This window comes from Nocardia sp. NRRL S-836, assembly GCF_001279525.1.
Taxonomy (GTDB): Bacteria; Actinomycetota; Actinomycetes; order Mycobacteriales; family Pseudonocardiaceae; genus Lentzea.
In genome coordinates, this window is record NZ_LGDY01000001.1 from 410,405 (window position 1) to 429,668 (window position 19,264).

The window sequence follows — 19,264 nt, forward strand, 5'->3', positions numbered from 1 at the left end:
ACTATGTCAGGATGCTGACATGACGCAACGGGTGGGCGATCTCGGCCTGTCGGTCGGCTACGCGCTCAAACAGGCCGCCGCCGCACTGCGCACGGCGATGGACGCGGAACTGAGGCCGCTGGGACTGTCCGTGCCGCAGTACGCCTGCCTCGAACTGCTCGGCCAGCGACCGGGCCTGTCCGCGGCCGAGCTGGCCCGTGGCGCGTTCGTCACCCGCCAGTCGATGCACGCGGTCCTGCTCGGCCTCGAAGAACGCGGCCTGCTCACACGCGCACCGGCGGCACCACAGGGCCGCGCCCTGCCGACCGAGCTCACCGAGGCGGGGCAACGGGTTCTGGCCCAGGCCAGCGAAACCGTCGCCGCCATCGAACGGCGCATGACCGACGCCCTGTCCCCCGCCGGCCGGGAACGACTGCGCGCGGACCTTTCAGCCTGTGTGGACGCGCTCAGCCGCCCGCAGCCGCCGACCTGACCGCGGTTGGTCAGGCCTGTGCGTCGACCACCGGAACGCTCACGCGCCGACTTTCTCGCAGTGCACGGTGCGTTCGATCTCCGAGATCGGCAGTTCGCGACCGGACGGCTGCACGTAACGGGCGTGGAACTCCCGCGGGCCGAGCTGCTCGGTCGGCCGCCACCCGTACGGTGCGAGGAACTCCGCTACCTCGTCCGGCATCAGGCCGAACTTCCACATGCGCCGCTTCGTCACGAACTCGCGGTGGCCCGCCTCGGCTCCGAACATCGCGGTGCCGTCGAGGAAGTCCTTGCGCACGAAGGTGAACACCAGCTCGCTGCCCGCCGGCGCGTGGGACAGGAAGTCGAAGGTGGCGCGAACGGCGTCCTCGGTCAGGTACTGGGTGACCGCCTCCCACACGAAGAACACCGGTTCGTCGCCGCGATACCCGTTCTGCGCCAGCGCATCCGCCAGGGTCTGTTCCTCGAAGTCCACCGGCACCAACGTCAGCCCGGCGGGCACCGACCCGAACAGCGCGAGCAGCCGTTCCCGCTTGACCGCCACGTTCGCGGGCAGGTCGACCTCGAACACCCGGCCCTGCCACCGCCCGCACCCGCGGGTGTCGAAGCCGGCGCCGAGCACGACCGCCGTCCGCGCCCCGGTGGCGGCCAGGCGGTCGTCGATGTAGCGCTTGCGGCACAACATGCCGCCCACAGGCCGGGGATCTTCTTCTCCGTCGCGGAGAACAGGGCGTTGCGCACCGGCCGCCAGCGCGCGGCCGCCACGGCGAGCCGCCCGGACGCGGGCAGGATCCGAGCCGCGAACTCGTCGCGCACCAGCGGGTGTGCCTCGAACTGGTCCACGGCGGTGATGACCATCGGCCCCACGGCCGTACCGGTGACAGCGGTGTCCACGAAGACTCCTCGAAGTAGGCATCGCCCAGCACACACCGACCAGGCTTCCCCCGTACACCCGTCGAGGAGTCTACAACCACGGCACGCCCCGTCGAGGCCGCTGTCGGCTGAGCGGTGCGAAGACGTCGAACACTTCTGGCTGAACCGAGCGGCAATCGCGTCCTCACGCGACCTGGGACTGCAAGAATTGACAGCAGGTGGCTGCGCGGCCATTCCTCTCCCACTGATCGACGTTCCTGGAGACTCGCGTGCCCGACGGGCCTGACACCGCCGCCCTCTCGTTGACCAACGAGGCCCTGCGGGTGCGGCATTCCGATCCCGCGCAGGCCAGGGAGCTGCTCGGCCGCGCGTTGACGGAGGACGTCAAGTACGAGCCCGCGTGGCGCTGGCTCGCCGAGCTGGCCACCGACGACGCCGAACGCCGGTACTGCCTGGACAGGGCGTACGCCATCGCGCGGGACCCGGACACGCGACGGGCGCGCGCCGCCGTGGGCACCGGACCGTCCACCCCACCGGCCGAGGTGGCCCACCTGGCGAAACCGGCGCGGCCGGACTGCGGCCCGCGGAAACCAGCAGCCGGACGGCGTGGGTGGCTGCCGTGGGCCGGTGCCGCGGCGGTGGTGCTCGTGCTGTCGGCGGTGGTGGGCTTCGTGCTGACGGCGGCGCCGCGGACCGGTGACCCGGTGTACGTGGCGCTGGTCGCGGGGATGACCGGCGACTCGGCGCCGACGTCGGCGCACATGGAACGCAGCCTGCGGATGCACATCGACACCGTCAACGAGACCGGCGGGATCAACGGGCATCCCGTCGAGCTGCTCGTGTACGACGACGCGGACCAACCCGACAAGGCACGCGAGATCGCCGAACAGATCGTGCGCGAGGACAAGGTCATGTACGTCGTCGGTCACGGCGTCAGCGACACGGCCCTCGCCGCCGCACCGATCTACCGGAAGGCCAGGATCCCCGCGATCACGCCGTCGGCGACCTCGTCGCAGATCACCGACGACAGCGACTGGTACTTCCGCAGCATGTTCGGCAACCGCACCCAAAGCGACTTCCTCGCCGCCTACGCCGCGAAGATCCTGGGCTCCACCACGGCCGCGATCGTCTACGGCGACAACGAGTCCGGCCGCTCGGGACACGACACCTTCGTCGCGTCGTTCCGCACGTTCGGCACCGTCGCCGCCGAGCTGCCCGTCTCCTCCGAGCCGGGGCGTTCCGCGGCCGGCGTGGACGCCGCCGTCCAGCGCCTGCGCACCCTCGCACCCACCGTGCCGATCGTGCTGGCACTGCGCGAGAAGCTCGGGGTCGAGATGATCACGAAGCTGCGCACCGCGGGTGTCACCGCCCCGATCCTGGGCACCGACTCCCTGGCCAGCCGGGCGTTCCACAACCTCCTCGTCGCCAGGGAACAGGCGGACGGCCTGCAGGGCAAGCTCACACCGAACCTCTACATGGGCACGCCGATGGCCCAGGACTCGCTGTCCGGGCCGGCACTGGCCTGGGCGCACGAGTTCGAGCAGCGTTACGGCGAACGCCCCCTGTGGCACGCCGCGACCGCGCGGCAGGCACTCAACATCGGCGTGCACCTGATGCACAACAACGGGTACGGCCTCGACCAGGACCACCGCGCACAGGACCGGCAACGGCTGCGCGACGACCTGGCGGGGCTGAAGGACCGGAAGAACGCTTTCCCGGCGCTGCTCGGTCCGTTGTACTTCACCCAGAACGGGTCCGCGCAGATGCCCGTGTCCATTGTGACCAGTGACGGCACGAAGTTCGTCTCCGCTCCCGTCCAGCTCACGATCTACGAGCCGCTGTCCGAGGCCGCGCTGCGCGCCGACACCGCCAACGGCACCGTCATCGCGATCGGCGACCGGCTCCTGACCCGCCGCCAGGTCGTGGCAACGGGCATCAACCTCAACGAGATCCGCGACGTCGACACCCGCGACGGCAGCTACTACATGGACTTCTTCCTGTGGCTGAAGTACGTGGGCGACCACGCGGCGTCCGACGTGCAGTTCATCAACGCCGTGAAACCGGACCTCAAGCTCGGCACGCCGCTGCGGGACGTGACCGAGAACGGCGTCACGTACCGGCTCTACCGGGTGGCCGACCGGTTCAAGTCCAGCTTCGACTTCCGCAACTTCCCGTTCGACCACCAGGAGCTCTCCGCCGTGCTGCAGAACCGCACGCGGACCAGCGACCAGGTCGTGTACGCCACGGACAGGGAGATCCTCAACCAGAACCCCGAGGACTACCTGCGCAGCGGTGCCGACGCGAGCCGTGACATCAACCAGGCGCCCAACTGGCAGGCCAGGTCAGCACGGTTCTACCAGCAGACCGTCGGCAGCAGCGACGCCCTCGGCGACCCCAAGGCGGTGGGCGCGACATCGGGTATCTTCTACAGCCAGTACGCCGCCGAGGTCGTCATCACCCGCGACGTCCTGCCGTTCCTGTTCAAGAACCTGCTCCCGCTGGCCCTGCTGATCTGCGTCACCTACCTGTCGCTGTTCTTCAAACCCAGCGAAAGCGCGGCGCCGGTGTCGATGGGCGTCACGGCGATCCTCAGCACCGCGGTCCTGCTCAACAACGTCACCTCCCAGCTGCCGTCGGTCAGCTACACCGTTGCGCTGGAGTGGGGCTACTACGCGTTCATCCTGCTGGCCACGTGCTGCGTGCTGATCGCGATGCTGCGCAAGGGTCTCGCGAACGTCAAACGCGACGACGCGGAACGCAGGCTGGCGAACGGCGCCCGCATCGGTTATCCCGTGTACATCCTCGGCATCGTGTTGATCTACGTGGCGTCGTTCGCCTGACGTGGATGCCGAGCGCTTTGCGGCAATGACGTCCACAGCGGCGGACTGGGTCACCTCGTCGGCGTGCGAGGTTCGAGGAGGTCTTCCAGGTTCGCTCGCGCGACCTGCTTGAGGAACTCTCCGCGGTAGGTGGCGTCACCGGAGTCGTGCATCGTGTCGGTCATCGAGACCGCGGCGGCCTGTCGTGCCCAGGTGTGGATCAGGCAGGTGTCCGAGTAGCTCTGCAGCAGGTGCCCGTCGTCTTCCTCGACCTTGTGGATGATCGCTTCGGCGAGTTTCTCGGCGTCGTGCAGTGCGAGGCTCATCCCCTCCGCGCTCATCGGGGAGATCAGGTGCGCCGCGTCCCCGAGGAGGTGGAGCCTGCCGTAGCTCATCGGGCTGAACACCACACCGCGCAGCGGCACGACCTGCTTGCTGACGATCGGGCCCCTCGGCACAGGTCCGCCGAACCGCGTTCCGAGTTCCTGACTTGGCTCAAATTAGTGCGCACCGCGGTCGTGGATGCGGGTGAGGGCATCGCGGAGGTCGTCGGGTAGCGGGTCGACGGCGGTGAGGGTGCGCTCGCCGGCCTGGATGTTGATGGTGCGGTAGCGGCGGGTGGTGCGCACGAACTTCTGCTCGGCCTTGGCGACCTGTTCGTCGATGCCGTGCAGGGTGCGCCGAGCCCGGTCCGCCCGGTACTGGTAGTAGATGATCTGGTCGCGGCGCTGGTCCTTGGGGCCGGCAGGCCGAGGCTGGGTGAAGATGTGCCCGTCGGGGGTCTGCTCATCCGGGTGCTCGTGGCGCCACGCCTGGACCACGTACGGCACGTCGGGTATCCGCGCGCCGAGGATGAACGACAACCCTGCGGCCTCGATGGCCTGCTGGTTGGCCGCAGAGATCGTGCCAGCGTCGGCCACGACCGTGACATCAGCCAGCTGGTGGGCATCCATGAACGCACGGATGGTCGGCAGCGTCGTAGTGGTCTCGCCCCGGTTGCCCTCGAACGCGTTGACCATCAACGGAAACCCGCTTGCGTCGGTGAGCAGCCCGACCGTGATCTGCGGCTCCAGGCGGCGTTCTGTGGAGAACCCGGGCTCACTGCCTCGCCACCGCCTTGAGCGCCTGCAACGCCGCATCGTCATGCGCCGAGCCGATGTGCTCGATGTCCCGCGACCCGCGACGCGAGGAGTGCACGATCTGCACCGCCCTGGCCCCCGACGCCGTCTTCACCGTGCGCACATACGCCACGAGAGACAGCCTGGAACCGGCCGCTTGGTGCGCAGATTTTCGCCGTTCACACGACGAAACCGCAGCTCAACAGCCAGCATCCTACCCAAGATCAGCGATCTTGAGCCAAAGTCGGTTAAGGTGACGGGATGGTCATGCGGGTGGCGGTTCCCGTGCTGCCGTGCCGAGATGTGCAGGCAGCGCGGTCGTACTTCACGGACGTGCTCGGATTCGACACCATATTCACCTGGGAGACCCCACCTAGCTACGCGGCCGTGATCCGCGACACCGCCGAGTTCCACCTGTACGCCGAAAGCAGCGTCGGCCCGGCCAGGGTGACGGTCGTCGTCGACGACGTCGATTCCTGCCACGACGAGCTGCGCGCCCGCGGCGCCGACATCGTCGAGCCACTGGCTGACCGGCCCTACGGGATGCGCGACTTCAACGTACGGACACCCGACGGGCACTTGTTGATCTTTAGCCAGCCGCTTACCGAGTACGGGTGACCATCAGCGGACCAGCCGGAAGAATGACCGGACCTCGTCGACGAACAACGCCGACTGCTCGAACGCCGCGAAGTGGCCGCCCTTGCCGGGCTCGTTCCAGTACCGGATGTTCGGGAACCGGCGCTCCGCCCACCGCCGAGACGGGCGCTGCAGCTCCTTGGGGAAGACCGAACAGCCGGTGGCTACGGTCACCGGCGCGCCGGCCGACCCGGAGATCCATTCGTTGACCTGCCGGAGGCTTTCCCGGTACAGCCGGGCGGATGAGGCACCGGTGCCGGGCAGCCAGTGGAGCATCAGGTTGTCGAGCAGCTCATCCCGGGTAATAACCCGATGCAGGTCGCCACCGGAGTCGGTCCACGACCAGAACTTCTCGACGATCCAGGCGCAGAGGGCGGCCGGCGAGTCGACCAGCCCGTAGCCGGCCGTCTGCGGCCGGGGCCACTGCTGCGCCGAGTATCCGGAGCCCCATTCGTCCGCCTCCCGCAGTGTCGCGAGCGCCGCCCGCTCGGCACCGGTGAGGTCGTCCGACGTGGCCGGATCGGGCGGTGCGAGCGGCGGCATGAGATGGATGCCGGCGACCCGATCGGGTTGCCGTTGACCGATGCTCGTGGCGATGCTGGTGCCTCAGTCGCTGCCCTGGGCGCCGAACCGCCGGTAGCCGAGCCGGGCCATCAGCTCGCACCACGCGTCGGATATCCGCTCGATCCCCACCCCGGCGCGGCCGGCTTGTCGCTGAAGCCGTAACCGGGAAGCGATGGGCAGACCCCTGGAACCGGCCGCTTAGTGCGCAGATTTTCGCCGTTCACACGACGAAACCGCAGCTCAACAGCCAGCACCCTACCCCAGATCAGCGATCTTGAGCCAAGTCAGGCCACACCGCGCAGCGGCACGACCTGCTTGCTGACGATCGGGCCCCTCGGCACAGATCCGCCGAACCGCGTTCCGAGCTCGCTCCAGACGCGTTCGTCCGACCAGTCCTCGATGGTGTCGGTGACCGGGCACTGCAGGTAGACACGGCTCGCGTTGGGGCCGCGGGTGATCTGTGCGGCGAAGCCGTGGGAATGCACCGCCATCACGACCGGTGGATCGGCGGGTACCTCCGTCATGACGGTCAGCCAGGCGTAGCCGAACTCGTGGGTGTGGCAGGTGAGGAAGCCGTCGGGGATGGCTGTCCTGCTGACGCCCTGGTGACCGTCGCTACCGGCGACGAAGTCGCAGCCGATCACCGCCATTCGTGCAGCATGCGCACGCCGCGGGCGTTGAGCGCCCCGGCCCGTTGCCGGTTCTCGACGTGCTCGCGGCTGTGCTTTTCCAGGATGACGCACCGGATTCCGCTGCGCAGCAGGAACGTGCCGAGCGCGAGCCCGGCGACCCCGCCGCCCACGACGACCGCGGTGGTGTTCTCCTCTGTTCGAGTCATGATCACCACTGTGACCGGGCCGGTGATTGCCGTCCACCGATAACCCGTCGTGCGATACCGGAAACACGCCACCCTTCCTAGTCACCGCGGTCGCGGAGTCCGGCCTGGTAGCGCCCAGGGGTTTGCCCGACGACGGCGGTGAACGCTTCGATGAAAGTCGACGGGTTCGACCACCCGCAGGTGATCGCGGTGTCGGTGACGGAGTCGCCGGCGGTGAGCCGAATGAGGGCGTGGTGGATGCGCAGGATGGTGCGCCAGCGGTGGAAGCTCAGACCGAGGTTGGTCTGGAACAGGCGGCTGAGGGTGCGTTCGCTCGTCCCCACGGCCCTTCCCAGCTCGGCCAGGGTCGTGTTCCGGCCGGGATCGGCGTGCAGGAGGTCGGTCACGGCGCGCAGCCGGTCGTCGCGCGGCTCGGGCAGGTGGAAGGACTGCTCGGGAACCTCGCCGAGCTCGTCGAGCACCACCGCGCGCAGCCGCCGGTCGGCGTCGGCGGATCTCGTCCGGTCGCCGGTCAGCGCCAAAACTCCCTCGCGCAACAGGGGTGACACCGCGAACACGCAGGGGTGCTCGACCAGGTCGCCGCACTCGTCGGCGGGTACGGCGAGGATGCGGGCGTCGGTCCGGCCGTAGAAGCGGTGCGAGTGCTTGAAACCCGGTGGCGTCCAGGTGATCCGGTCCGCGGGCGCGATCCAGGTCCCGTACTCGGTCGTGGTGGCGAAAGCCCCGGCTGCCGCGTACACCAGCTGCCCGTCGCGGTGGGAGTGGCTTCTGAGGTGAAACCCTTGCAGGAGCCAGCCTGCGCCTTGCGGCGTCCGCTCGGCTGGCAACGCCGAAGATTGGCGGGTTTCTGGCATCAGGCGCGTCAGCTTACCGCTGGCAAGGCACCCTCGGCACCGAAACAGCCCGACCCCAGCCACACCCTGCGAGGGATAGGACGAAGAGGGAGTGGCTCAGGTGCGTCACCGTGTCCAGGCTCGGTCCTATCCGGACAGCTTCCCCGAACCGAGGACGGACCACGTGCACCCCGACGAGATCACCCTGGGCGATGTCAGCATCACCCGTGTCAAGGAGTTCTACGGCTCGGTCGAGATGACCCCGGCCGAGTTCCTGCCGGAAAGCCCCGACGGCTCCTGGGACGAGCACCGCGGCTGGCTGGAACCCGACTTCCGGGACCCCGCGACGGGCGAATGCCGCGCGGCACTCCAGACCTGGCTGCTGCGCAGCGAAGGCCGCACGATCCTCGTCGACACCGGCGTGGGCAACCACAAGGACCGCCCCTACGCACGGGTGTGGAACCGCCTGGACACCGACTTCCTCGACAACCTCGCCGCCGCCGGCGTGCGCCCGGAGGACGTCGACGTCGTCATCAACACCCACCTGCACATCGACCACGTCGGCTGGAACACCCGCCTCGACGGCCGCACGTGGGTGCCGACGTTCCCGAACGCCACCTACCTGATGCCGCAGCGGGACTTCGAGTTCTGGGACCCGGCCAACGAACACAGGACGGTGCTGGGCCGCGGCAACCAGAACGTCTTCGAGGACAGCGTCCGCCCGGTGCACGAGGCAGGACTGACGCACCTGTGGGACGGCTCGTACCGGATCGACCGCAACCTGCGGCTCGACCTCGCCGCGGGCCACACCCCCGGCTCGTCCGTGCTGGCCCTGGAGTCCGGTGGTGACCGGGCCCTGTTCATCGGCGACCTGGTGCACTCCGCAGTGCAGATCGTCGAGCCCGACACCAACTCTTGCTTCTGCGAGAACCCGGCCGAGTCACGGGCCACCCGCCACAAGCTGCTCGGCCACGCCGCCGAAACCAACGCGCTCGTCTTCCCCGCACACTTCGGCGGCCACGGCGCCGCGGAGGTCGAGCGCGCCGGCTCGAAGTTCGCGATCAAGCAATGGGCGCCGTTCCCCCGAATCTCCTGACCTGACAGAGGAAATGGCTTTCCCATGATCGAGAACACAACCCCGGTCGTCACCACCCCGGCCGGCGCCGTACGCGGCATCCGCGACAACTCCGGCGAGCTCTACCGCGCAATCCCTTACGCCGCAGCACCGACCGGCGCCCGCCGCTTCACCGCACCCGCACCCCACCCCGGCTGGTCCGGCGTCCGCGACGGCACCCACCCCTCCCCCACAGCTCCCCAACCGGTCCGCGACTTCGGCAACCTCGACATGACCCCCTACTTCGGGCCGGGCTGGGTCCGTGGCGACGAGTACCTGACGGTTGACGTCCGCACCCCCGCCGCCGACAACGGCAACCGCCCCGTCATGGTCTTCGTGCACGGCGGCGGCTTCGTCACCGGCTCCGCCCGCGCCGCGCTCTACGACGGCAGCGCCTTCGCCCGCAACGGCATCGTCCTCGTGACGCTGAACTACCGCCTCGGCATCCCCGGCTTCCTCGACCTCCCCGACGCCCCACCCAACCGCGGCCTGCTCGACGTGCTCGCCGCCCTCACCTGGGTCCGCACCACCATCGCGACGTTCGGCGGCAACCCCGACGACGTCACGGTCTTCGGCCAATCCGCAGGCGCCACCCTCGTCGGCGCACTGCTCGCGACACCGCAGGCGAAAGGCCTGTTCCGGCGGGCGATCATCCAGAGCGGCAACGGCACCGGCGCCTTCACCCCGGACCAGGCGCACCGGGTCACCACCGCAGCAGCCGCCGCACTGGGCGTCGCCCCGACCGCCGAAGCGTTCGCCACAATCCCGGACGAGCGCTTCGTGGCGGTCCTGCCCGCCCTGGCCGGCCTCGACCTGCGCACCGACACGGCCACCGACCCGCTGGCCGGTCTCAGCCCGTTCAGCCTCGTCCTGACCACCCACCCCGCCGACACCCTCACCGACGGCCCCGCCCGCGACGTCGACCTGCTGATCGGCACGACCACCGAGGAGGGCCACCTCTACGTCGTGCCTCAGGGCAACCTGGAATGCTCGACGGAAGCGGACGTGCTCGCCCTCGCCGCCAGGGTGTACCCGGACCCGTATGCCGAACTCGCCGCGCACCGCGCTTCTCTGCCGACCGCGACCTGGGGTGAGCTGCGCTCGGCGTTGCTCGGACACGCGCTGTTCGGAGCCGGCACCGCCCGCATGGCGCACGCACACGCAGAACTCTCGGGCGGCCGCACCCACGTCTACTCGTTCGCGTACCGCTCGACGGCCCTCGGCGGGCGACTCGGCGCCGCCCACACCGTCGATCTGCCCTTCGTGTTCGACCTCGCCGACCAGCCGTGGCTGCACGGTGACAATGGCCTGCTCGGCGCCGACCCCGTTCCGGACGGGCTGGCGGCTGCGGTACACGCCGCCTGGGTGGCGTTCGCCAGCACCGGAGACCCTGGTTGGGCGGCGTACGACCCGCAACGGCCCGTGGTGGAGGTTCTGGGAAACTGAGCGGCCATAGCGTTTGCGGCAACGACCAACCGCAAGCTGGCCCGACGAATGGCGAGACGAGCGGGAGTTGAAGGGTGAGCGCACCGGTCCGCTACCCGATAATTCGCGGAGCCCCGCCGACCACATCGATCGCATGGTCGAGCTCGCCCGAGCTACGTCCCGGAATTGATGTCGCAAGAACAGCGGCAACGCCGGTGGCACCGCCCTGGTGCAGGGCTGGGCACGCAGCAGCGTCAGGAGCGACGGCGTGCCCCAGGGCACGGCGTGCAACACCCTCGGCTGAGCTGACACCGGCCACTGTGGAACCCGAAAACCGCTGACAGCACACCATTCCAGCAATCGGCGATGTCAACTAACTGTCCGCTTTTCGCGGCGGATCTCGCGGTACGGTGAGAATTCTTGAGCCGCACCCCTGCCTGGAGAAGCGTGAGAGAAGCCCGGTCGCCCGACGTGGAGCTGCTGGCGGCGACCACGAGCAAGCTGATCAGGCCCTTCGAGGCGGTCGTGCTGCTGCTCCAGGCCACGAACCTGGTCATGAGCGCGGTCAACGACCGGTACCGCCCGGAAGTGGTCTGGGTGGTGCTGGTGCTCGGACTCGCGCACTTCCTGCTGGCGGTGCTGGTGCTGTACCGGCGCGGTCCGCTGACCCGCGGTCACGCGTGGACGTTCACCTGGATCGCGCTGATCTTCGTCGTCCAGCTCGCACTCGCCCACCTGCTCGCACCCGGCGACTTCGCCGCGTACGGCAACGGGGTGCCGATGGGCAACTACGCCCTCATCCCGCTCACGGTCTTCGCGTTCTACCCCTGGGGCGGGTTCCGCAGCACCGCGATGCGGTGGGTGATCGAGGCCGCGCTGGTCGTCGCGATCTCGTTGCACCCGCTGGTGATCATCGGTCTCACCCGCCACTGGGACTTCACCCCGGCACACCTGCGGAGCATCGCCCAGTACGCGATCTGGGCCGTCGTCTGGTTCCTGACGGGAAAGGGGATCGCGTGGTTGTGCCGCATCGCGGTGCGGGTCGAGAAGGACGCCATGGCGCGCAGCTACGAGGTGACGCTCGGGGACTTCCACTCCCACGTCGAGGCTGCGGCGCGGCGCATCGACGCGGGGCACGACGCGCGGGAGATCGGCCGCGAGCTGAGGGAGACCACCTACCAGCGGCGGCGCCAGCTGCTGTTGCAGGAGGACAACGTCGGGGCGGTCGACATCGTGAAGAACGCGATCCGGCTGCACGGCGACCGGTTGCGCCTGCTGTCCTCCCCCTCGATCGGCGCACTGACCGTTCCGCGCGAGCGGGCCATCGTGCTCGAACAGGGTCTGGCCGACCTGCTCAAGAACGTCGTGGACCACGGAGGCGGTGCGGTGGAGTTCGAGTTCCGGCTGGACGGTGACACGATGGTGTTCGACCTGCGCGACCGCGGACCTGGGCTGACGCCCGCGGAGTTCGCCGCCCCGGCGAGCACGATGCAACGCCTGCGCCGCAGGCTGATGGTGCTCGGCGGGGACCTGAGCCCTGTCCCCTCCCCCTCCGGAACCGGTGCGGCGCTGCGGCTCGCGCTCCCGTTGCGGGAGCGGCGATGACCAAGGCGAAGGTCCTGCTCGTCGAGGACGAGGGCGTCGCGGCCCAGATGGCCGTCACCGAGCTGCACTCCGTGCTGTCGTGCGAGATCACCGTGGTGCCGGACCCGGTCGAGGCGCTGACCAGGCTCGCTCACGAGCCGGTCGACCTCGCCGTGGTCGACATGCTCTACCAGGCGCATTCGGTCGAGTTCGAGCAGCGCCGCAGGCTCGGGCAGGTCAAGCTCACCGACCGGCGGTTGCACCTGAGCGGACTGGCCGTGCTGCACGCGGCCCGCACGGCCAACCCGGCGGCGAAGACGGTGCTGTGGACCAACGGTGAACCCAACCGCCGCCTGCACATGATGTTCGCACTTGAGCAGCTCGGCTGCCGGGTCATGTGTCCCAAGGACGCGGTCGGGAAGCTGGCCGCGGCCGTCCGCGCCGCCGTGGAGGAACGCGAGCACATCGACCCGTTGCTGCGCATGTACTTCCCGCCGCCGTCCGCGCCGACGCTGGCCGAGACGTTCTTCACCTCCAGCACGAGACTGGCGGTGTGGCGCGCCATCGCGCTCGGGGTGCACGAGCACGCCGCCATCGGCGCGGTCGTCGGGGTGACCGCGGGGACCGTGCGCAGCGGCATGGACGCGCTGCGCTCCCGGCTCGTGGCCTTCGACCCCGGCTGCTCGCCGGACGGCTCGCCGAGCGCCGAGGTGCTCCGCTACGCGAGCCAGAACTGGCAGTTCTTCCTGGACGACACGGTGCGGGAGTTCCACCGGTGACGACGACCCGCCGAACCGACCGGTGGCTGCCCTACGTGCTGCTGACGATCCTGGTGCTGACGTGGGTCGTCCTCGCCGCGACCGCGCCGGCGGCGGTCAACCGGCAGCTCACCGTCGATGTGACGTGCACGTCCGGAAATCCCGCCGTCGGGGCGTGGATCGAGTCCAGCACAGGGGGATCGTGGTGGGCGGAGAAGGGCGAACCCGGCACGAGCACGGCGCGGAGGTTCGTGTTCACGCAGGTGTTCGAAGGCTCCTACCGGGTCGACGTGGGCTGCGGCGGCACCGAGGGGCAATGGGGTGTTCCCGCGTCGTCAGCGGACAGTTCCGCTCCGTACCGGAAACTCGCGTGCGACGACCTCAACGTCACAGTCACCGACACGGTGAGAAGCCGTTGCCACGACCAGTAAGCGCGCACTACTAGCAGCGCCACCGCCGCGCGCACATCCACATATGTCGGTTCTGCCGGCCACGAGTTCCTTGCAGAGTCAGAGGGGCAGAGAGCGCGACCCGCGCCTCGAACCCAGAAGGAGCTCGACATCATGAAGATCCTGTCCCGTGCCCTGGGCGCGGCGGTCGCCACCGCGGCGCTCGCGCTGGTGGCACCGGCGGCCGACGCCGCCCCGGTGCACACCGACGGTGAGATCACCGCCCAGTACGCCACGATGCTGGTCCAGTCCGGTGCCGCCGCCCGCACCGACGCCTACCTCAACAACACCTTCCTGGGCTGGGTCACCGCCGACCCCGGCTCGAACTACCAGGTGTCCTGGGTCGACTGCTGGAAGGACGGTGACTGGGCGACCGGCAACTACAGCAGCAACCGCTGGTTCAAGGCCTACGTGACGCACACCGGCGGCGCGACGCAGTGGGCGTTCGTCCACTCCTCGTACGTCACGAACCAGTCGGCCGTGCGCGGCTGCTGATCCGGTGGAGCCTGGTCTGCGGCTTCGCAGACCAGGCTCCGGCGCGGATCACCGCGTGGCGTAAGGGTCCTGACCGAGCAGGTGGGCCTTGAACCCCTCACCCACACCGGCCTCCGGCGTGCCGTTCCAGTCCTTGATCAGCACCGCACCCGAGCTGCAGCCCCACGGGTTCCACGTCCACGCCAGGTAGCTCAGTGCGTGGGCGTCCGCCCAGTCGGCCAGCCGCTGCATGTAGGCGAAGCCGCAGTCGTCCTGGCCGAACTCGCCGAGCACCACGGGAACCTGCGCGGCGAGCGGGGCGATCTGCGTGTCCCAGCACGTTTCGCTGGCGCAGGCGTTGAAGCTGTAGGCGTGCCAGGAGGCCGCGATGTTGTTCAACGGGTCGGCCGGCTTGTGGGCCAGCCACTCGCGCATGTCGTTGGCCCATTCGAGGCCGCCCAGCATCAGGACGTTGGTCGCGCCGGTCGACCGCACCGCGTCGACCAGGTCCTGCATGCCCGCGGTCTCGTAGGGCAGACCGGTGCACGTGCCGCCGTCGCGCCAGCACTGCCAGCCCACGGTCTTGTTCCAGTCCGCCGCGATCTCCGGGTAGGGCTCGTTGAACAGGTCGAAGACGACCGCGTCGTTGCCCTTGAACGCGGTGGCGACGCCGGTCCAGAACTGCGTGGCGTACTTCGCGTCCGGCATCGGCTTCTGGCACACGGCGTGCTCGTCCTTGCAGTGCCAGTCCGGGCCGTTGGTGTAGGCGCCCCAGGTCCAGTGCAGGTCGAGGATCACGGTGATGCCGCTCGCGACGAGCCGGTTCGCGTAGTCCTTGACGGCCTGCTGGTAGGCCGCACCGCCGGGTGAGCCGTTGACGCCCAGCCAGCACTCCTCGTTCAACGGGATGCGGACCGCGTGGATGTTCCAGGTCTTCATCGCGTCCACGGACGCCTGGTCCACCGGGCCGCCGTCCCACATGCCCTTGCCCTGCACGCAGGCGAACTCGCCGCTCGACCGGCTCACGCCGAGCAGCCGGTACGGCTGGCCCTGCGCGGTCACGATGCGGTTGCCGGACACGCGCAGCGCGGGCGCGGGGCCGTCAGCGGGCGGGCCGGTCGTCGTGGTCGTGGTCGTGGTGGTGGTCGTCGGGTCGGTGCCGGTGCACGCGGAGCCGTTGACGGCGAAGTCCGCCGGTTTGGCGTTGGTACCGCTGTAGGAGAAGTTCGCGCCCGCCTTGACGGTGCCGCCGGCGGGGACGGAGCTGTTCCAGCTCATGCCGGTGACGGTGACCTTGTTCCCGGTCTGGGACCAGTTGCCGTTCCAGCCGTTCTGCAGCGTCTGGTTGCCGGCGTAGCTGTAGGTGAGCGTCCAGCCGTCGACCGCCGCCGAACTGGCGTTCGTGATGCTCAGGTTGGCGCCGAAGCCGCTGCCCCAGTCGTTGGTCGTGTAGTCGACCCGGCACGCGAACGGGGCCGCGCCGCTGGCCGGCGCTCCTCCCGCGACCGCTATGAGGGCCGTGCACGCGAGGGACACCGCGGCCGCCGCGGCGGCCAGGGCTGTTCGGCGGTTACTGGATCTTCCCGACATCAGCACTCCTTCGTGCACGTCGTTCAGCGCCGTTCTGGGAGCGCTCCCAGCGCAGAACGTAGCGAAGGAGCGACTGGACGTAAAGAGCTGGATCGCGTAACCCGCGAGCAGGTGCGCGGCCGGGCTGTCGTGGGCGCTCAGCTGACGCGCAGCGCGGTCGCCAGGCCGGAAGACTCAGCCCGGCAACCGAACCCCCATCTCGCGGTAGTGCCCGGCGGCCTCGCCGACGCGCCCCAGCCCGTGCAGCGCGTGCGCCACCTCGATCCGGTAGCCGATTCGGCGCGCCAGCTCCAGAGCGCGTTCGAACGACGAGTCAGCGTCGGCGGAGCCCAGCTCCCGTTGCACCGAACCCAGCACGTTCCACGCGGTCGCCAGGTGGTCGACCAGCGAACCACGCCGCAGGTCCTCGACCACCCCGGAGGCGACCTCCAGCGCGCGGTCCAGGTGGCCCGCCCTGCGGTGGCCGGCGGCGAGCTTGATCCGGCCGCGCACGGTGTAGTCGGTGTTGCCGACCTCGCGCGCCAGCTCCACCCCCTCGTACAGCGAGCGCAACGCCTGCTCGTGCTCACCCTGCCTGCTCAGCGTCGCGCCCAGGCCGGACAGCACGGACGCCTCCTCGCTGCGTTCGGCGATCTCCCTGCTCTGCGCCAGTGCTTTGCTCAGGTGCGTCCAGGCCGTGTCGAGATCGCCCACGGCCAGCGCGATGCGGCCGAGGTTGCCGATGCAGATCGCCAGTACTCGGGAGTTCCCGTTGGCGGCGTGGAGATCCGCTGCGAGACGGGTGGACTCGAACGCCAGCGGGTAGTCGCCGAGTCGTTGGTGCAGCATGCCCTTGATGGCGAGCGCGTACGCCTCGCCCGCCTGGTCGGCCAGCTGGCGGACCAGGTCCAGGTTCTGCGTCGCGTACTCCATCGCCTCGCGGTAGCGGCACGCCATGTAGTGCGTGAGCGTGACCTGCGAGAGGTTCACGGCTTGCGCGCGCGTGTCGCCCGACCGGCGCACGGCTTCGAGGCCGGCCTCCTGCAGCACCACGAGCTCGTCGATGCGGTGTGTGATCATCAGGAAGTGGCCGAGGTGGCGCGGCAGGTCGCGCGCGTGCCGGTCGGAACCGGTGCGCACGGCGTGGGCACCGGCCGCGATGAGGTTGCGGTGCTCGCCGGTGAACCACGCGAGAGCCGTGGGCAACGTGAACACGTCCGGCATCGACGCCGGTGGGTGGGCGATCTCCGGTTCGGCGCGTCTGCGGCCCGGCTGCAACGCGTCCGCGGCGCGATCGGTCACGGCGAGGTAGTAGTCGAGCAGCCGTGCGTCGGCCTCCTCGCGGCGGTCGGCGTCCGAGACGAGGCTCAGCGCGTGCTCGCGCAACAGGTCGTGCAACCGGAACCGGGAACGCTCGCGCTGCTCCAGCAGGTGGTGGTCGAGCAGGTCCTCCAGCAGGTCCTCCGCGGCGAAGCGCCCGACACCGAGCAACGCGGCGGCGGCGTGCGCGTCGATGTCCACGCCGGGGTGTGCGCCCAGCAACCGGAACGCCTGCTGCTGGCCCGTTTCCAGGTGGGCGTAGGACAACGCGAACGCGGCGGCGACGTCGCGGTCGTCGATCGCCAGTTCGGATAATCGTTGCTGTTCGGTGCGCAGCCGCTCGACGAGGTCTCCGACCGTCCACCTGGGACGGTGGCGCAACCGCGCACCCGCTATCCGCACCGCCAGGGGCAGGTAGCCGCACAGCGCGACGAGCTCGGCCACGCCGTCACCGCGGTCCTCGCCGACCACGCGGCGGAACAGCAGCTCGGCGTCGGAGGGCGGCAGCACCTCCAGCGACAGCGGCAGCGCACCGTCCAGGTTGGGCAGTCGGCGTCTGCTGGTCACGATGACGGCGCAGCCGGGCGAACCCGGTACGAGCGGGCGCACCTGCGCCGCGTCCACCGCGTTGTCCAGGATCACCAGCGCTCTGCGGCCCGACATCGCGGTGCGCCACTCGGCGACGCGTCCGTCGACGTCGGCGGGGATGTCCTGCGAGTTGACACCGATCGAGCGCAGCAGCACGCCCAGCGCGGCGTGCGGGTCGACGGGCTCGCGGGACGGGGTGAACCCGTGCAGGTCGACGAAGAGCCGCCCGTCCGGGAAACGATCCGCGAGCGCGTGGCCCGCCCGCACGGCCAGCACGGTCTTGCCGACCCCTGCCATGCCGTCGATCGAGATGATGCTGCCGCTGGTGGCGAGCAACCGCGCGAGCTCGTCCACCCGGCCGGTGAAGTCAGGCAGGTCGAACGGGAGCGAGTCCGGTGCCCTGGTCTCGGCGACGGGAGGCGGTTCCGGTTCCGGCGCCCGCGCGGGCTCGGTGCCGCTCAGGCTCTGGTCGGAACGCAGGATGCGCTCGTACAGCGACTTCAGCTCCGGGCCGGGATCGACGCCCAGGTCGTCGGCGAGCAACCGGCGGCACTCGTCGTAGCGGCGCAACGCCTCCGCCTGCCTGCCGCACCTGTGCAGCGCGAGCATCAGCAGTCCGACGAGCTTCTCCTGGTACGGGTGCTCGGCGCAGAGCGCGGAGAGGTCGCCGACGACCCCGCGGTGGCGGCCGAGCTCCAGCTCGCGTTCGACCCACTCCTCGGCGACGGCCAGGTGCTCCTGCACGAGCCCGTCCCGCAGCCGGTCGACCACCGAGGACCCGGCGACCCCGTCGAACGGCCTCCCCCGCCACAGCGCGAGCGCCTTGAACAGCCCGGACGCCGGGTGCTCCGACGCCCTGGCCTGCGCCACGAGACGGCGGAACACGTGCAGGTCGACCTCGGCGTCCAGCGCGTAGCCGGGCGAGCGCCGCACGATGCCGAGGCCGGTGGGCTTGAGGATCTTGCGCAGCCGCGAGACGTAACCGTGCACGAGACCGCGCCAGTCGCCGGGTGGTTCCTCGCCCCACAGCGCCTCGGCGAGCCGGTCGACGGACACGCCCTGGCCCGCGTTGAAGGCGAGAACGGCGAGCACGCAGCGTTGCTGGGGAGGGCCGGCCGCGAGCCGCTCCCCCTCGTGCCAGATCTCGACCGACCCCAGGATTCCGATCTCCATGACGGTCGCCACCATAGCGTCCAGGTTTTGTGCAGGTGCCCTGCTTACCTTTTCTCCCGAACTTGAACTCGCATCTCAACTGGGGAGATCGGCATCCATGTCCAGACGTCTGTGCGCCCTGATCGCCGTCGCGGTCCTGCCGCTGGCCACCCTCACCGCTCCGGCCGCGGTGGCCGAGCAGGCCGGTGGTCCCGAAGCCTGCGCCTACCACGCCGACCAGGCGGGTTTCACCGGCGAGGCGCTGGTCGAGGCGATCGCGGTCGGCATGACCGAGTCGCACTGCCGGCCCGACGCGACCCACCGCGACGAGAACGGCCAGCTCGACCAGGGCCTGTACCAGATCTCGTCGCTCGACGGCAGCCGCAACAACTGCTACCTGAACCCGGCCTGCAACGCCGAGGTCGCGCACGGCATGTACGAGGCGCAGGGTGAGAGGTGGCTGCCGAAGTGGAAGGCGAGCTTCGGGACGCAGCGCTACCGCGACTGGCTGCCGGTCGCACGGGAGGCGGCCAAGCCGTACCTGGAGCCGCGGATCGGCCGGATCGGTGTGCTGTCCGGTGGCACGTTGTCGGTGAAGGAGGGTGACCTGTGGTCGAGCTGGACGACGCAGGCGCATGGTGTGGCGAAGTTCGAGATCGACGGTGACCGCATCGGTGTG

The 19,264-nt window shown here is 69.8% G+C and carries 19 protein-coding genes and 1 pseudogene; 10 read left to right on the plus strand and 10 right to left on the minus strand.

Translation table 11 applies throughout. From position 1 onward, the window contains the following. Positions 1–19: 19 nt before the first annotated feature. Complete coding sequence (locus ADL03_RS01970) at positions 20–472, plus strand: MarR family winged helix-turn-helix transcriptional regulator (RefSeq protein ID WP_053731574.1); 453 nt, start codon at positions 20–22, stop codon at positions 470–472. 39 nt (positions 473–511) lie between these two features. On the opposite strand, the gene ADL03_RS01975 is transcribed toward ADL03_RS01970, so the two are convergent. After that, positions 512–1,156: an SAM-dependent methyltransferase gene (locus ADL03_RS01975; protein ID WP_231641358.1), complete on the minus strand. Its 645-nt coding sequence runs from the start codon at positions 1,154–1,156 to the stop codon at positions 512–514. 457 nt (positions 1,157–1,613) lie between these two features. Between ADL03_RS01975 and ADL03_RS01980 the strand changes: the two genes are divergently transcribed. Continuing rightward, positions 1,614–4,184 carry an ABC transporter substrate-binding protein gene (locus ADL03_RS01980; RefSeq protein ID WP_053731575.1) on the plus strand — a complete coding sequence of 857 codons (2,571 nt, stop codon included), beginning with the start codon at positions 1,614–1,616 and terminating at the stop codon, positions 4,182–4,184. Between the two features lie 50 nt (positions 4,185–4,234). Here ADL03_RS01980 and ADL03_RS01985 read toward each other — a convergent pair. The 3 genes and pseudogenes from ADL03_RS01985 to ADL03_RS50650 form a co-directional block, all read right to left on the minus strand. Continuing rightward, a pseudogene (locus ADL03_RS01985) lies at positions 4,235–4,636 on the minus strand (FAD-dependent monooxygenase); the annotation flags it as partial. A gap of 27 nt (positions 4,637–4,663) precedes the next feature. Beyond that, complete coding sequence (locus ADL03_RS01990; protein ID WP_053731576.1) at positions 4,664–5,182, minus strand: hypothetical protein; 519 nt, start codon at positions 5,180–5,182, stop codon at positions 4,664–4,666. A gap of 79 nt (positions 5,183–5,261) precedes the next feature. Beyond that, on the minus strand, positions 5,262–5,414 hold the full coding sequence (locus ADL03_RS50650) for a hypothetical protein (protein ID WP_369808914.1): 153 nt from the start codon (positions 5,412–5,414) through the stop codon (positions 5,262–5,264). A 128-nt stretch (positions 5,415–5,542) separates the two neighbouring features. Between ADL03_RS50650 and ADL03_RS01995 the strand changes: the two genes are divergently transcribed. After that, positions 5,543–5,899, plus strand: coding sequence for a VOC family protein (locus ADL03_RS01995; protein ID WP_053731577.1), 357 nt, complete (start codon positions 5,543–5,545; stop codon positions 5,897–5,899). 3 nt (positions 5,900–5,902) lie between these two features. Here the strand turns inward: ADL03_RS01995 and ADL03_RS02000 are convergent, their stop codons facing one another. The 4 genes from ADL03_RS02000 to ADL03_RS02015 all read right to left on the minus strand — a co-directional run bounded on the left by ADL03_RS02000 (position 5,903) and on the right by ADL03_RS02015 (position 8,059). Further along, a complete protein-coding gene (locus ADL03_RS02000) occupies positions 5,903–6,460 on the minus strand; it encodes a hypothetical protein (RefSeq protein WP_053731578.1) in 558 nt (185 codons plus the stop codon). Positions 6,461–6,765: 305 nt separating this feature from the next. Next, positions 6,766–7,131, minus strand: a complete 366-nt coding sequence (locus ADL03_RS02005; protein WP_197287991.1) for an FAD-dependent monooxygenase — start codon at positions 7,129–7,131, stop codon at positions 6,766–6,768. Further along, positions 7,122–7,319: an FAD-dependent monooxygenase gene (locus tag ADL03_RS48055; protein ID WP_197287992.1), complete on the minus strand. Its 198-nt coding sequence runs from the start codon at positions 7,317–7,319 to the stop codon at positions 7,122–7,124. The genes ADL03_RS02005 and ADL03_RS48055 overlap by 10 nt, the downstream gene beginning before the upstream one ends. Before the next feature lie 77 nt (positions 7,320–7,396). Continuing rightward, entirely contained in the window at positions 7,397–8,059 is a 663-nt protein-coding gene (locus ADL03_RS02015) for an AraC family transcriptional regulator (RefSeq protein ID WP_231641348.1), read from the minus strand. A gap of 277 nt (positions 8,060–8,336) precedes the next feature. On the opposite strand from ADL03_RS02015, the gene ADL03_RS02020 reads away from it, so the two are divergent. From ADL03_RS02020 to ADL03_RS02045, 6 genes are all read left to right on the plus strand, one after another. Further along, on the plus strand, positions 8,337–9,248 hold the full coding sequence (locus tag ADL03_RS02020; RefSeq protein ID WP_053731582.1) for an MBL fold metallo-hydrolase: 912 nt from the start codon (positions 8,337–8,339) through the stop codon (positions 9,246–9,248). Between the two features lie 24 nt (positions 9,249–9,272). Then, complete coding sequence (locus ADL03_RS02025; protein WP_053731583.1) at positions 9,273–10,712, plus strand: carboxylesterase/lipase family protein; 1,440 nt, start codon at positions 9,273–9,275, stop codon at positions 10,710–10,712. 426 nt (positions 10,713–11,138) lie between these two features. Next, positions 11,139–12,296 (plus strand): ATP-binding protein, encoded by a 1,158-nt coding sequence (locus ADL03_RS02030; RefSeq protein ID WP_197287993.1) that lies wholly within the window; start codon positions 11,139–11,141, stop codon positions 12,294–12,296. Beyond that, positions 12,293–13,054 (plus strand): response regulator, encoded by a 762-nt coding sequence (locus tag ADL03_RS02035; protein WP_053731585.1) that lies wholly within the window; start codon positions 12,293–12,295, stop codon positions 13,052–13,054. Before ADL03_RS02030 ends, ADL03_RS02035 begins: the two co-directional genes overlap by 4 nt. Next, entirely contained in the window at positions 13,051–13,464 is a 414-nt protein-coding gene (locus ADL03_RS02040; RefSeq protein ID WP_053731586.1) for a hypothetical protein, read from the plus strand. The genes ADL03_RS02035 and ADL03_RS02040 overlap by 4 nt, the downstream gene beginning before the upstream one ends. 132 nt (positions 13,465–13,596) lie before the next feature. Further along, positions 13,597–13,977, plus strand: a complete 381-nt coding sequence (locus ADL03_RS02045; protein WP_053731587.1) for a hypothetical protein — start codon at positions 13,597–13,599, stop codon at positions 13,975–13,977. Between the two features lie 48 nt (positions 13,978–14,025). Here the strand turns inward: ADL03_RS02045 and ADL03_RS02050 are convergent, their stop codons facing one another. Together ADL03_RS02050 and ADL03_RS02055 are read right to left on the minus strand one after the other, a co-directional pair. After that, on the minus strand, positions 14,026–15,546 hold the full coding sequence (locus ADL03_RS02050; protein ID WP_053731637.1) for a cellulase family glycosylhydrolase: 1,521 nt from the start codon (positions 15,544–15,546) through the stop codon (positions 14,026–14,028). A gap of 174 nt (positions 15,547–15,720) precedes the next feature. Beyond that, positions 15,721–18,606, minus strand: coding sequence for a BTAD domain-containing putative transcriptional regulator (locus ADL03_RS02055; protein WP_197287994.1), 2,886 nt, complete (start codon positions 18,604–18,606; stop codon positions 15,721–15,723). Positions 18,607–18,703: 97 nt separating this feature from the next. Here ADL03_RS02055 and ADL03_RS02060 point away from each other — a divergent pair. Continuing rightward, the coding region (locus ADL03_RS02060) for a hypothetical protein (protein WP_197287995.1) at positions 18,704–19,264 on the plus strand (561 nt) is incomplete at its 3' end.